General features: G+C 66.5%; 9 protein-coding genes and 3 pseudogenes. 5 read left to right on the forward strand and 7 right to left on the reverse strand.

What is annotated here, in order from left to right; genetic code table 11:
* Positions 1-328 precede the first annotated feature (328 nt).
* Positions 329-2,242, forward strand: a pseudogene (gene quiC, locus ACXI0U_RS08490) (3-dehydroshikimate dehydratase QuiC).
* An 80-nt stretch (positions 2,243-2,322) separates the two neighbouring features.
* Positions 2,323-2,982, forward strand: a pseudogene (locus ACXI0U_RS08495) (TetR/AcrR family transcriptional regulator); the annotation flags it as partial.
* A 22-nt stretch (positions 2,983-3,004) separates the two neighbouring features.
* Here ACXI0U_RS08495 and ACXI0U_RS08500 read toward each other — a convergent pair.
* The 7 genes and pseudogenes from ACXI0U_RS08500 to ACXI0U_RS08530 all read right to left on the reverse strand — a co-directional run bounded on the left by ACXI0U_RS08500 (position 3,005) and on the right by ACXI0U_RS08530 (position 11,150).
* Positions 3,005-4,250: pseudogene (locus ACXI0U_RS08500) on the reverse strand (TIGR02270 family protein).
* Between the two features lie 45 nt (positions 4,251-4,295).
* Positions 4,296-4,982, reverse strand: a complete 687-nt coding sequence (locus ACXI0U_RS08505) for a beta propeller repeat protein (protein ID WP_479550044.1) — start codon at positions 4,980-4,982, stop codon at positions 4,296-4,298.
* Positions 4,983-5,207: 225 nt separating this feature from the next.
* Positions 5,208-6,299: a PAAR-like domain-containing protein gene (locus ACXI0U_RS08510; protein ID WP_021217657.1), complete on the reverse strand. Its 1,092-nt coding sequence runs from the start codon at positions 6,297-6,299 to the stop codon at positions 5,208-5,210.
* Entirely contained in the window at positions 6,299-7,336 is a 1,038-nt protein-coding gene (locus tag ACXI0U_RS08515) for a hypothetical protein (RefSeq protein WP_021217656.1), read from the reverse strand. The genes ACXI0U_RS08510 and ACXI0U_RS08515 overlap by 1 nt, the downstream gene beginning before the upstream one ends.
* Complete coding sequence (locus tag ACXI0U_RS08520; RefSeq protein ID WP_479550045.1) at positions 7,336-8,436, reverse strand: DUF2169 family type VI secretion system accessory protein; 1,101 nt, start codon at positions 8,434-8,436, stop codon at positions 7,336-7,338. The genes ACXI0U_RS08515 and ACXI0U_RS08520 overlap by 1 nt, the downstream gene beginning before the upstream one ends.
* A gap of 13 nt (positions 8,437-8,449) precedes the next feature.
* On the reverse strand, positions 8,450-8,896 hold the full coding sequence (locus ACXI0U_RS08525) for a DUF6484 domain-containing protein (RefSeq protein WP_021217654.1): 447 nt from the start codon (positions 8,894-8,896) through the stop codon (positions 8,450-8,452).
* Between the two features lie 28 nt (positions 8,897-8,924).
* Positions 8,925-11,150, reverse strand: a complete 2,226-nt coding sequence (locus ACXI0U_RS08530; protein ID WP_479550046.1) for a type VI secretion system Vgr family protein — start codon at positions 11,148-11,150, stop codon at positions 8,925-8,927.
* 384 nt (positions 11,151-11,534) lie between these two features.
* Here ACXI0U_RS08530 and ACXI0U_RS08535 point away from each other — a divergent pair, with 384 nt between their 5' ends.
* From ACXI0U_RS08535 to ACXI0U_RS08545, 3 genes are all read left to right on the forward strand, one after another.
* Positions 11,535-11,963: a guanosine-3',5'-bis(diphosphate) 3'-pyrophosphohydrolase gene (locus ACXI0U_RS08535; protein WP_021217449.1), complete on the forward strand. Its 429-nt coding sequence runs from the start codon at positions 11,535-11,537 to the stop codon at positions 11,961-11,963.
* Positions 11,963-12,226: a hypothetical protein gene (locus tag ACXI0U_RS08540; RefSeq protein WP_021217448.1), complete on the forward strand. Its 264-nt coding sequence runs from the start codon at positions 11,963-11,965 to the stop codon at positions 12,224-12,226. The genes ACXI0U_RS08535 and ACXI0U_RS08540 overlap by 1 nt, the downstream gene beginning before the upstream one ends.
* A 209-nt stretch (positions 12,227-12,435) precedes the next feature.
* Positions 12,436-12,870, forward strand: a complete 435-nt coding sequence (locus ACXI0U_RS08545) for a DcrB-related protein (RefSeq protein ID WP_043245421.1) — start codon at positions 12,436-12,438, stop codon at positions 12,868-12,870.
* Positions 12,871-12,886: the final 16 nt, after the last annotated feature.

Consider the following 12,886-nt stretch of genomic DNA (forward strand, 5'->3'; position numbering starts at 1 on the left):
GATTCTTGAAATTGTTATGTGGTGACGCTGGGTTTCGATTGCGTTTTGCCGTGGCGTTTTCAGCAGGCTGTGCCGACGGCGGGTTGCAATGTGGTGAAGATGGTTGCGCAGTGAGCGAAATACCGTCAATTCGATAACCGACCTTTGTTCGGTAATCGAACACAAAACTAACCAGTTCGTACATTTCAATTGCTGGGCGGACTTTAGCTACGAATAAGTCGATTGCGCTACGGCTGCCGCGCAAAATCCTCCGACTTCGGGTCGGAAATCGCGGCGATCACCCCTGCCGCCGACCGCAGAGCCGGCGCCCTCGATCAGGAGCTGAAGCATGCAGCGTTCGATCGCCACCGTCTCGTTGAGTGGCACCCTGCCGGAAAAGCTCGAAGCCATCGCCGCCGCCGGTTTCGACGGTGTGGAGATCTTCGAGAACGACCTTCTCTACTACGCCGGCAGCCCCCGTGAAGTGCGCCAGCTGTGCGCCGACCTCGGGCTCGCCATCACCCTGTTCCAGCCGTTCCGCGACTTCGAGGGCTGCCGCCGCGACCGCTTGCAGAAGAACCTCGACCGCGCCGAACGCAAGTTCGACCTGATGCAGGAGCTGGGCACCGACCTGGTGCTGGTGTGCAGCAACGTCGCCGCTGATTCCCTGGGCGATGAGCGCACCCTGGTGGACGACCTGCGCCTGCTCGGCGAGCACGCCGGCGCGCGTGGCCTGCGCATTGGCTACGAGGCCCTGGCCTGGGGCCGCCACGTCAACACCTGGCAGCAGGTCTGGAACCTGGTACGCCAGGCCGACCACCCGGCCGGCCGTGGGGGTGATCCTCGACAGCTTCCACACCCTGTCGCTCAAGGGCGACCCCCTGGGCCATCGCCGATATCCCCGGCGAGAAGATCTTCTTCGTGCAGATGGCCGACGCGCCGATCCTGGCCATGGACGTGCTGGAGTGGAGCCGCCACTTCCGCTGCTTCCCGGGGCAGGGCGAGTTCGACCTGCCGGGGCTTCCTCGCGCCCATCCTGCGCAGCGGTTATCGCGGCCGCGTCGCTGGAGATCTTCAACGACGGCTTCCGCGCCGCACCGCCCCGGGCCAATGCCGCCGACGGCCTGCGCTCGCTGCTGTACTTGGAGGAGAAGACTCGCGACCTGCTGCGCCAGGACCCGGCGCCGCCCGCCGACCTCGATGCGTTGTTCGCGCCGCCGCCGGCCGGCCGCTACGACGGCGTGGAGTTCCTCGAGTTCGCCGTCGATGGCGAGCAGGGGCGCGGCTGGCCACCTGGCTGGAGCGCCTGGGCTTCGCTCGCGCCGGCCAGCACCGCTCCAAGGACGTCAGCCTGCTGCGCCAGGGCGATATCAACATCGTCCTACAACGCCGAACCCTATTCCTTCGCCCACGGCTTCTTCGAGGCCCACGGTCCGTCGCTTTGCGCCACCGCCCTGCGCGTGCGCGACAGCGCCTCGGCCCTGGAGCGGGCGCGGGCCTATCGCGGGCAGCCCTATCGCGGCCTGGTCGGCCCCAACGAGCGGCAAATCCCCGCCGTGCGCGCGCCGGACGGCAGCCTGATCTACCTGGCGGAGCCCTCAGCGCCAGGGCAGACCATCTACGACAGCGACTTCCGCCTCGACGCCACCGCGCAGCTGCGGCAGCCTCACCCGCATCGACCACATGGCCATGGCGCTGCCGGCCGATGGGCTCGACAGCTGGGTGCTGTTCTACAAGGGCCTGCTGGATTTCGAGGCCGACGACGAGGTGGTGCTGCCCGACCCCGACGGCCTGGTGAAGAGCCGCGCCCTGCGCAGCCGCTGCGGCAGCGTGCGCCTGCCCCTGAACATCTCGAGAACCGCAACACCGCCATCTCCCACGCGTTGTCCAGCTACCGGGGCTCGGGTGCGCACCACATCGCCTTCGTTTTTGCGACGACCTGTTCGCCGAGATCGCCCGGGCCAAGGACGCCGGCGTGCCGCTGCTGGACATCCCGCTCAACTACTACGACGACCTGGCCGCGCGCTTCGACTTCGACGACGAGTTCCTCAGCGAGCTGGCTTACTACAACGTGCTCTTCGACCGCGACGCCCAGGGCGGCGAACTGTTCGCACGTCCACACCGAGCCGTTCGAGGGGCGCTTCTTCTAATTGCTCAGCGCAAGGGCGGCTATGCCGGCTACGGCGCGGCCAACGTGGCGGTGCGCCTGGCGGCCATGGCCAAGGCGCGCAGTGGCACCGCACGCCAGGGGGCGAAGCTCTAGCCGATGGGTGGGCCGGCGCTTCCTTCGCATGGGCGACCGGCCCTATAATCCGGCCGGTATGCATTTGGCCTGAGTCCGTTATGACCCTTACCGCTGACCTGCCCGACGAGCCTGTCAAACACCCCGCAAGAGCCGCAAGAACAACCCGGGGAGAAGACCCGCGAGAACATCCTCCAGGCGGCCATCGTCGGGTTCGTCCTGAGGGCCTCTCCGGTGCCCGGGTCGATGCCATCGCCGAGCGCACCCAGACCTCCAAGCGGATGATCTACTACTACTTCGAGAGCAAGGAGCAGCTCTACCTGCGCGTGCTGGAGAAGCTCTACGGCGACATCCGCCACACCGAGGCGCAGCTGCACCTGGCGGAACTGGAACCGCGCGAGGCGATCCGCCGCCTGGTCGAGTTCACCTTCGACCACCACGACCGCAACGTCGACTTCGTGCGCATCGTCAGCATCGAGAACATCCAGCACGGGCAGTACATCCGCGAGTCCGATGCCATCGGCTCGCTCAACGTCACCATCCTCGCCAGCCTCGACGACATCCTCCGCCGTGGCGTGGCTGCGGGCGCCTTCCGCACCGGCGTGCAGGCGATGGACGTGCACCTGCTGATGTCGTCGTTCTGCTTCTACCGCGTATCCAACCGCCACACCCTGGGCGCGATCTTCGCCATCGACCTCAACGAGGACGAAGTGAAGGCGCGCCACCGGGACATGATCGTCGAGTCGATCCTGCGCTTTCTCCCAGGCCTGACCCCGGGCGGGGTCAGGTACCCAGCAACTGGCGCTGGCGCACGGCCGGGGCGCTGGTGGGGAACAGCGGGCGGGTGGGGATGTAGCGGGCCAGGGCGCAGGCGGCGGCGATGCGCTGGCGCTGGTAGCCGGTGCGCAGCACCTCGAGGCAGCGTGCTTCGCTCAGGGGTTGGCCCAGCAGGTAGCCGCTGCCCCTGGTGAAGCGCTCCTGGTTGGCCTGCCACCAGGCTTCCACCCGTGCCGGGTCCGGCCAGGCCAGGTCGGTGTCCGGGTCCATCTCCACGTTCGGGTCGTCGGGGTCGTCCGTGGGCCCGGCGTCGTAGTCGGGGTGTACCTTCAGCTCCAGGTCCAGCTCGGCCAGGTCCGCCCCGGTGATCAGGGTGAAGGCTTCGCCGGCCACGCGGGCATGGGGCAGGTCGCCCATCTGCTGGATCAGCCAGGGCACCGTCACCGGGTCACCGAACAGGCCGGTGGCCTGGATCACCAGGCGTCGATGCTCGGGGCTCTGCATCAGCCCGCGCAGCCAGGCGATGCTGGCCTCGCGGGGTTGCCAGCAGAGCAGGGCGTTGAGGGCCCGCAGGCGGAACACGCCTTGCTGCTCGGCCAGCAGGCGCAGGGGACCCAGGGCCTCTTCGTCACCCATCTGCACCGTTGCCCAGTTGGCCCAGAAGCGAACCGCCTCGTCGGCGTGCAGGCGATGGGCGCGGATGGCTTGCATCAGGTCGCGCCGGCGCAGTTCGCCGGCGGTGCGCGCGGCACGGGCCAGCACGCAGGGGTCGGCGTGGGAGAGTCCGGCGATCAGCGCCGGGCCAGGGTCGCGGCGGTGCATGCCGCAGGCGGCCAGGCCCAGGCGGCGGAACAGCGGCTCCTGGGACGCCAGCAGGCGCTCGGTCCAGGGTTCGACCTTGTCCCATTCCAGCCAGCCAAGGGCGGCGGTGAAGGCCCGCTCGCCGTCCGGCGCCTTGCGCAGGTGCTCGGCGAGGGTGGACAAGCGCCGGGCCGTTGCCGGCCATGAAGGCCAGCGCGGTGGCGGCGAACACCTCGCCCGTGGCCAGCGGATGCAGCCCCTTGAGCAGCAGGTCCAGGCCCTTGAGCCCGGCGATCAGCAGCCCGTCCAGGTGCGCCTCGATGCGGCCATCCAGGGTGCGCAGGTGCTTGAGGTCGTAATGCGGCGCGCGCACGGCATAGTCGCGCAGGCCGGCGAGGAAGCCGGCCTCTTCGGCGTGCTGGTCGAGGACGCGCAAGACAGGCTGGTTCATGGGCACACCGCACTCGGGAGCACCGGGAAAAAGGCGAAGGGCGTATCAGTAGCTGGCATCGTCATAATCCACGACCGTCCAGTTTTCGCCGTCGGCGGTATAGGCGAGGTGCCGGTTGCCAACGGACCAGAGCACGCCGTCCCCCTTGGTGAGGTAGGACGCCGAGCCGGTGCCGACCGAGCCGATATCGGCTTTCTTCAGCTCGCCGTCGATGATCCGGTAGACGCCCTTGGAGGACGCGACGAACAGGGGCCCGTCGAAGGTCTGCACCCCCCACAGGTCTTCGCTGAAGTCGCTCAAGTCGATGAAGTCCCATTGGTCCCCTCGACCGAACAGCACGACGCCGGCCTGGCCGACGATATAGGCCGTGCCATCTTCGCTGCAGTGCACGGCCTGCAGCGCGACGGAGGTCGGGCTTTCCAGGGCCTGCCAGCGCTGGCCGTCGAATATCCAGATCTCGCCATCCATGCCGACGGTGTACAGCTCGTTCGGCGTGAAGCCGTCGATGGCGTTGAAGCCCTTGATGCCCTCGCGGTTGAGGATGGCGTCGGCGATGGATTGCCAGCTGCCGTCGTCGTTGCGCCGGTAGACCTGGCGTTGCATGCCCGCGGCATAGTGCGTACCAGCGATCAGGCGCATGTCGCGCAGTGGGCCGAAATCGCCCGGTCCCACGATGCGTTCGGTGGTCCTGTTGGAGCCCTGGAAGACATGGATGTCGCCATCGAGCCCCATCGACAGCAGGGTCAGGGGGGGGCGTCGTCGCGCTGATCGCGGTGGTGGCCCAGTCGATCATGAAGTGCACGAAGGCTCCGTCCTTCCAGCGCAGCACCTTGGTGTGATCGACGTTGCGTTCGTTCAGCTCGGTGACCTGGGCGCTGATGAACACCAGGTCACGCCTGACTATCGAACACCTGGCAAAGGTTACGTTTCCGTCATTCATGTTGTTCACATCACTCTTCAATCGTCATCCATCGATTCGAGCTGCTTGGCGCCCCATTCCTTCTGCTCGTCCTTGAGCGGCGAACGGTCCGCGCGTAGCGGCGTATCGTTGTTCTTAACGCCGACCTGCTTGTGGTAGTTGTCGAGCTGGGCTTCCAGGCAGCCTTCGCTGCAGGGCTTGCCATCCTTGCCGGAGGTGGGGAAGGTCTTCTGGTGGGCGAAGATTCCGGTCTTCTTCGCGGCGCCGTAGTTCCAGGTGTTGTCCTTGCCGCCCATCTGCGACCGGGCGCCGCCGGCGCTCTCCGACACCATGTAGCCTTTCTCGGCCGTGTTCTGGATGGCGTGCATGTTGCCGTGGGTCTCCGTATAGCGTGACCCCGTGACGCACACGCAGGGCGCACGCGTGTCGTCGTATGCGCTGAAGCCGCTCAGGCGGGTCTTCTCCTTCCTGCCGCCGGCCTCGGTGAAGCAGTGGACTTCCACGAGGTGGTGCGGGGTCTCGCCTTCGCAGCAGCCCTTCTGGTTTTCCGTCGAGCGTGCGGTGTAGGGCACCAGCATGCATTTCTTGGCGTTCTGGCAGGCGTCGTCCTTGCAGTCCTTGTCATGGTCCCCGGAGCACTTTTGCTTGACGTTCTCGCGCTCCTCCTCGCAGCCCTTGCCCGGCGCTCCCGTGGCCACCTCGTCGATGTAGGGCCAGGTGGGCGTGTTGCCGGGGAAGGACGCATGGTTGTGGGTGGTCAGGTCCATCATCCTCACGACGTTGAGGCTTTCGAACTTCACGTTCATCGACCAGGCGGTGAAGTAGACCTTGCCCTTGATCTTGCTGGTGACCACGCCCTTCTTGGGGGCGCAACCCGCCTCGTCGCCGTAGCTGGTCTTGAAGTAGCTCTTGTTCTTGAGCATCACTTCCTGGCCGGAGATCTTGATGGTCCGGGTGCCGTTGGTGGTGTCCTTGGCCATCCCGGTGTTGGGGTAGGGGATGGGCACGCCGGTGGGGGTGGGAGGAGCCTGCGGAGGCGTGAAGCAGACGTCGGGGAAGCAGGCCACGGACTTGCCGTCGGCCGCCTTGCACGAGACCTCCATGTTGTTCGCGTAGACCTGGTTGGCCATCAGGCAGCCCTCACGCGCTGATAGCTCAACAGGGCGACCGCGCGCTGGCCGGCATCGTTGCCCAGGTGGCAGAGGATGTTGTTGCCGGGGCTGTAGCCCTTGCGGCTGGCGGAGTGCGCCAGTGCCAGCATCGCCGGGCCTATCGCCGCGCCGCATTCACCGATGCAGTCGGCGGGATGCCAGAGGTCGAAGAACTCCTTGCGTACCCGAAGGTTGCGGCTGAGCGCGAGGGACGCTTCCTTGAAGTAGTACTGCTCTCCCGAGAGATCGGTGAGGCGGTAGTCGTAGGACTCCATGCGGGAACCGGCCTCCTGCAGTGCGGCGCGCAAGGCCTGGGTGAGGCCATCCGCGCGCAGGGGGATGTCGAGCGACTCGACGGTGGCCGGCTCCATGCCGAAGCCCAGGCCCGTGCAGACCAGCTGCGGTTGGTCTTCCGCGACCGGGGCGCAGAGGCTCACCGCCGCGGCGCCTTCTCCGGGGATGAAACCGTTCGAGTTGAGGCTGGTGAGCAGGCGATCACGTCGTTCGTAGGCCTCCATGACCGGGGCGTTGAGAAACGAGTCGACGCCCGCGATGAGCACATGGCGGTGGCCGAGTTCATGAATCAGCTTGCGCGCATTGAGCAGCCCCACCGCCGCACCGACACGGCCGCGGGCGATGAAGCTCGAGTCGGCATGGAATTCCACCCCCAGCTCTTTCTGGATGCCGCGAATCAGGCGCGGGCCGAGGTCGGCGAGTCGGGCGGGCCTGTCTTCTTCAGCGATGCAGAGCAGCAACGGGGTCTTCGCGGGATCGAGGCCAGGCGTGGAGGCGATCGCTTCGGCAACGGCCCTGGCCGCCATCTTCACCAGCTTGGTCTGGCCGCGCCAGGCCTCTTCGAGCTGCACGCTGGAGCCGACCAGCCACTCGCCGCCCTTGTCGAGGAAACGGGTGTCCTGGAAGTTGTCGATGGCGCAGCGTATCGCTGCACAGGTGGACAGGGCGTCATGGCCGACGGCCGTGACCATCCCGACGCCCTTGATACTGAGTGCCTGCATCACGGGTTGATTTCCTTGCGTCGCAGCATGTCCAGGGACGGGTAGTAGGTCTTGCCAAGCTCCCGTGCCCGCCACCATGCACGGGAACGTGAGCCGACCAGCAACTGCTCCACCTCGAACATGTTCCTCCTCAACGCCCGGCTCGCGCGCCAGGTGATCTCCACCTTGCCGGCATCGGTGTCCACCACCAGCGTGTCGATTACCGCCTGCAGCGTCTCGTGGCCACCCTTCTTCAGGAAGAAGGTCACCGGCACCTGCATCCTCGGCACCTTGAAGCCGGCGCGTTCCTGCTTGGTCAGGTTGAGCAGCAGCACGTCCTCGCCCCCTTGCAGGTGCTCGGTCTGCTGGTCCGGCGGGGCGGCCTGGTAGTAGCGGGTGTCGAAGTCCGGTGGCAGGAAGGGGAAGTGGTCGGCCAGCCAGGCGTCGTCGTAGGTGCCGGCGTAGCCGATGCGCGGCGGCCAGTGGCGGCCGATGGGGCCGAGGGCCATGGGGGTGAAGTCGCCGTGGGGGCCGTCGATGGGCTGGCCCAGGGCTTCGGTGTTGGGCATGGGCATGCCGACGATCTCGGCGGTGCCGGCGCTCTTCGGGTACCAGCCGGTGCCGGCCGGGTTGGGCAGGTAGGTTTCGGCGAAATCCGGGCGGTCGGCCATGGCGCGGCTGCCGCCGAAGGCGTGGGCGTAGCCGATGTCCTGTTCGAGGAAGGGCTGCGGCACGCCGGGGCTGGCGCCGAGCATGCCGGGCTGCCACTGGCGCGGGCCGAGCACGCTGAAGGCCTTGCTGACCCGGCCGACGCGGATGCCGGCGGTGATCTGGGTGGCGGGGCGGCCGTTGGGGGCGTGGGCCTTGCCCATCACCAGCACGTCGCAGAAGGGTTTGAGCGGGGCGAAGTCCATTTCCTGGCGTGGCGCCGAGAGGCCGGGCTCGCCGACGTATTCGTCGGCCATCAGCAGCGGGCGCTGGACCTCGGCCAGGCGCGCTTCGCTGCCGTCCAGCGGCAGGTCGAAGGTGCCCTTGGCGACCACCACCAGGGACTCGCGCCCGTCGGGGGCCAGGCCTTGGGTGTAGGTGGCCATCAGGCGGGTGGCGTTGAGCAATTCCATGTGCGCGGCTCTGTCAGTTGATCTGCACCGAACCGCCCTTGATGCGGTTGACCCCGGAGGAGCGGCTGGAGAGGTAGGCGCCCTTGATCAGCACCTTGCCTTCGCGGGTTAGGGTGATGCTGGCCTTGCCGCAGCGCAGGACGATCTCGCGCTCGGCGGAGAACTCCAGGCGCTCGCCGTCGATATGCGCCACCGCCGGTTCCTTGCGGGTTTCCGGCAGGCGCTGGATGCGGCCGATCACCAGGGGCTGGGCCGGGTCGCCGCCGACGAACATCAGCGCCACCTGGGTGCCGATGTCCTCGCGGGCGAGCACCGTGGTGGTGGTCGCGGCGATGCCGGTCTCCGACGGGCAGCCGGGGAAGGCCACCACCGGGCTGGAGGCCTCGGGTACGTCGAGGAGGATGCCGATCACCACGCCGTCGAGGCGGGTGGCGGCGGGGGTGTGGATCTGGACTGTCATGCTCTGTACTCCCTGACCGAGCGCGGGCTCAGTTCTGCAGGATCTTCTGACCCTTGACCACGACGTTGCTGCTGGCCTTGATGTTGATCGCGCCGGAGCCGTCGATGGTGATGTTCTTGCCACGGATGACGATGGTGCCGTCCTTCTTCATGGTGATGCTGGCGGAACCGGTGACCAGGCTGATGGAGTCGCCGGCGTTGAGCGAGAAGCTCTTGCCGATGTCGACGCTGTCGTTCTGGCCGACGTCGGTGCTGCGGTTCTGGCCGATGCTGCGCGACTCATTCTTGCCGATGCTGGTGGTCTGGTTGCTGCCGATGTCCACCTGCTCGTTGGCACCCACGCTTTCGGTGCGGTCGGCGCCGATGGTGATGTTCTCGTTGCTGCCCACGCTCTCGGTGCGGTTGCTGCCGATGGTGATGTTCTCGTTGCTGCCCACGCTCTCGGTACGGTTGCTGCCGATGGTGATGTTCTCGTTGCTGCCGACCTTCTCGGTGCGGTTGGCACCGATGGTGATGGTCTCGTTGCTGCCGACGTCCTCGGTGCGGTTGACGCCGATGGTGATCTTCTCGTTGTTGCCGACCTTCTCGGTGCGGTCGACGCCGATGGTGATGGTCTCGTTGTTGTCCACGGTCTCGGTGCGGTCGTGCTTCACGTGCACCGTTTCGTCGTGGTCGATGGTCTTGGTGCGGTCATGGCCGACCCAGTGGGTCTCGTCGTTCTCGACCTCGATGTCCTGGTTCTTCTCCGCGTGGATGAAGAGCTGCTCTTCGCCCTTCTTGTCCTCCATGCGGATCTCGTTGAAGTTCGCCGGCGTGCCGCCCTTGCTCGAGCGGCTCTTGGTGCCGCTCTGGGTGGCGTTGGCGGGCAGCTCGTAGGGCACGGTCTGTTCGGCGTTGTACACGCGGCCGGTGATGATCGGCCGGTCGGGATCGCCTTCGAGGAAGCTGACGATCACTTCCTGGCCGATGCGCGGAATCTGGATATGGCCCCAGTTCTTGCCGGCCCAGGCCTGGGAGACGCGCATCCAGCAGGAGCTGTTCTCGTTGGACTGGTCGTGGCGGTCCCAATAGAAGTGCACCTTCACCCGGCCGTACTGGTCGGTCCAGATTTCCTCGCCCTTGGGGCCGACGACCATGGCGGTCCGCGGGCCCTGGACGATGGGCTTGATGGTGGTGGGCATGGGGCGGAAGGCCTGGGAGGCCTCGATGCAGTCGAGGGCGCTTTCGAACTGCAGCACGCCGCCGGCCGAACCGCTTTCGTAGCTTTCCTGGCTGACCGAATAGCGCGCGCCGACGATCAGGTACTCGCGGTTCTGGTCGTCGCGGGGGTAGCCGGTCATCTTGAACAGGTGGCCGCAGCCCAGGCCGCGGGCGTTGGTACGCAGTTGCACGCGCTCGTACTGGGTCTGGATGGCTTCGATGCGGTTGCGCGCGTACTGCTCGCCGTCCTTGCTCTGCACGTACTCGCCCGGGTAGTCGTACAACGGGTGTTCGGCGTTGCTGTGGGGGCGGCTCACGGTGGAGCGCACTTCCAGCCGCGCGCTGGGGCGCTGGAAGTCATAGTCGTTGAGCGCCAGGGAACCGGGTTGCACCTCACGGGCCAGGTACCACTCATAGATGTGGTCGCGCTCGCGCATCTGGTCTTCGAGCGGGTAGAAGGGCACCGAGGCGTAGTCGGCCACCGTCTTGTGCGCGCCATAGGCATCGGAGAGCACCAGCACGTGGCGCTCCTTTTCATGGCGGAAGTAGTAGTAGATGCCTTCCTGCTCCATCAGGCGGCTGACGAATTCGAAGCTGGTTTCGCGGTATTGCACGCAGTATTCCCACTCACGGTAGGAGCGTGACAGCGAGTCTTCGAAGTCGGAGAAGCCGAGGTCGCGGAACACCTGCTTGATGATGTCCGGCACCGTCTTGTTCTGGAAGATGCGGCAGTCGGAGGTGCGCGACAGCAGCCAGAACCAGGGGCGCAGGCTGATCTGGTAGCCGGCGAACTGGCCGGTGCCGGAAGTCTGGCTGCAGCGGCAGGCGATGCCGTGGAAGTAGCGCTGGCTGCCGTCGGGCAGCTCCAGGGAAACGCCCATGGGCTTGCCCAGCAGGGCATCCAGCTTGATCGAGTAGTTTTCCGAAACCAGGCTCAGTTCGTAGTCGAAGAGCTGGCCGAGCTCCTCGTGGCCGTCGAGCCGGTCCAGGACCAGCACGTTGGGCCCCAGCGGGCTGCTGACCTTGGCCATGCGGGCCTGTTGTGTGATTGCCATGCTGTCCTTGCCTCGTATACCACTGGGGATCGGAGCGAACCGCCAACGGGCCGACGTCAGGGTATCGACGCGGGGCGGGCAGGCCGGGATTTCCGGGGAAACCTTGGTCGAAGTATTAGCAGACGACGCTCGTCCCGGGCGCTTTTTCCGATATCCGCGAATCCATTCGGGGGTGGCGAGAAACAACGGTGCCGATCATGCGGCAGAGTCTCGCCGGCGATTGTTGTAGTGCAGAGCGGCTCCGCTGTCCAGACGCCCGTTCTTCGAGTGCCCGATGCGCGCTCCACTTCAAGACGGGGTTCACATTCATGGCAACGGGGCGGGTGAGGGGGAGACGGGGGCCGGGTGCTATGCTCGCCGCCTGCCCGAACCCCGGAGCCCTCCATGAACGACACCCTCGAACGTGCCATCGCCCTGGCCTGCCGCGTGCACGCCGGCCAGCGCGACAAGGCCGGCAAGGCCTATATCCTCCACCCCCTGCGCCTGATGCTGCGCTTCGACGATGCCGAGTCGCAGATGGTCGCCGTGCTCCACGACGTGGTGGAAGATGGCGACGTCGGCCTCGACGACCTGCGCGCCCTCGGCATCCCCGAACCGGTGCTGGCCGCCATCGACTGCCTGAGCAAGCGCGAAGGCGAAGGCTACGAGGCCTTCATCGAGCGCATCCGCCCCAACCCGCTGGCCCGCCGGGTAAAGCTCGCCGACATCCGCGACAACCTCGACGTCTCGCGCCTGCCGCACCTGGATGACAAGGACCTGGCGCGGGTGGCCAAGTACCACAGGGCGTTGCAGGTGCTGGAGCAAGAGGGCTGATGGCCTGGCGTGATGTGGCGGTGAGCCGCGCCGGGCGTTTCGCCATCGGCGTGGAGGAGGGCAGCGGCCGCCATTACCTGGCCATCCCCGTGAGCAATCGCCTGGTGGATTACGAGGAGCGCTACGCCATCAGCGTCGAGGATTTCGAGCGCTATGGCCGCGACCTCGACAGCGCATTGCCCTTCGTCGAGCAATGCCGGGCACGGCTCATGGATCACCTGCTGCTGGAGCCTCCCGGCGCCGACCGGGGGATTCCAGGCTGACCTATAGGTCGGGTGAAACCCGACAGGCCGCTCCCCGCATAGATAAATCGAGACCTGGGGCATATCCAGCGGCCTTGCTCCTTGATGTTTGTTTCGCGTTCCCCGAAAATCTTTTCGCCTCACCGGTTGTCGAACCCGCACCCCCGGGTCGCGACGAGGTATTCGGCGACCCGCTCATGCGCGATACAGACTAGGGAAGGCCTTCAGCAGTGACTCTCTACCGACTCCACGAGGCGGATCTGGATATTCCGGACTCCTGGCAGGACCAGAGCATCAATATCTTCAAACTGCCCGCAGCGGGCCCCGCCAAGGAAGCCAGCTTCGTCATCAGCCGCGACCCCAGCAAGGGCGATGGCGCGTTCGCCGATTACATCGAGCAGCAGCTTTCCAATGCGCGCCAGCAGTTGCCGGGCTTCGCCCTGATCAAACAGTGGGACATCAACATCCAGGGCTCGCCCGCCGTGCTGCTGGATTACACCTGGCAGCGCGAAGGCCGCCAGCTGATGCTGCGCCAGGTGTTCATCGAGCTCAGCGCCACGGTGCTGATCGCCACCCTCACCACCACGCCCCAGGACCTGCCGTACCACGAGCCGGCCTGGAAGCAGGCGATGCAGACCTTCAAGCCGCTGCCCCCGGCGGCCTGAACCGAGCGCCGCGAGG

The organism is Pseudomonas sp. C9D1, assembly GCF_056491235.1.

Bases quoted from the DNA above. Each gene is read 5' to 3' on its own strand.
- ACXI0U_RS08515 (WP_021217656.1), bottom strand. From the start codon at position 7,336: ATGCAGGCACTCAGTATCAAGGGCGTCGGGATGGTCACGGCCGTCGGC.
- ACXI0U_RS08525 (WP_021217654.1), bottom strand. From the start codon at position 8,896: ATGACAGTCCAGATCCACACCCCCGCCGCCACCCGCCTCGACGGCGTG.
- ACXI0U_RS08520 (WP_479550045.1), bottom strand. From the start codon at position 8,436: ATGGAATTGCTCAACGCCACCCGCCTGATGGCCACCTACACCCAAGGC.
- ACXI0U_RS08510 (WP_021217657.1), bottom strand. From the start codon at position 6,299: ATGGCCAACCAGGTCTACGCGAACAACATGGAGGTCTCGTGCAAGGCG.
- ACXI0U_RS08505 (WP_479550044.1), bottom strand. From the start codon at position 4,982: ATGGGGCTCGATGGCGACATCCATGTCTTCCAGGGCTCCAACAGGACC.
- ACXI0U_RS08535 (WP_021217449.1), top strand. From the start codon at position 11,535: ATGAACGACACCCTCGAACGTGCCATCGCCCTGGCCTGCCGCGTGCAC.
- ACXI0U_RS08540 (WP_021217448.1), top strand. From the start codon at position 11,963: ATGGCCTGGCGTGATGTGGCGGTGAGCCGCGCCGGGCGTTTCGCCATC.
- ACXI0U_RS08530 (WP_479550046.1), bottom strand. From the start codon at position 11,150: ATGGCAATCACACAACAGGCCCGCATGGCCAAGGTCAGCAGCCCGCTG.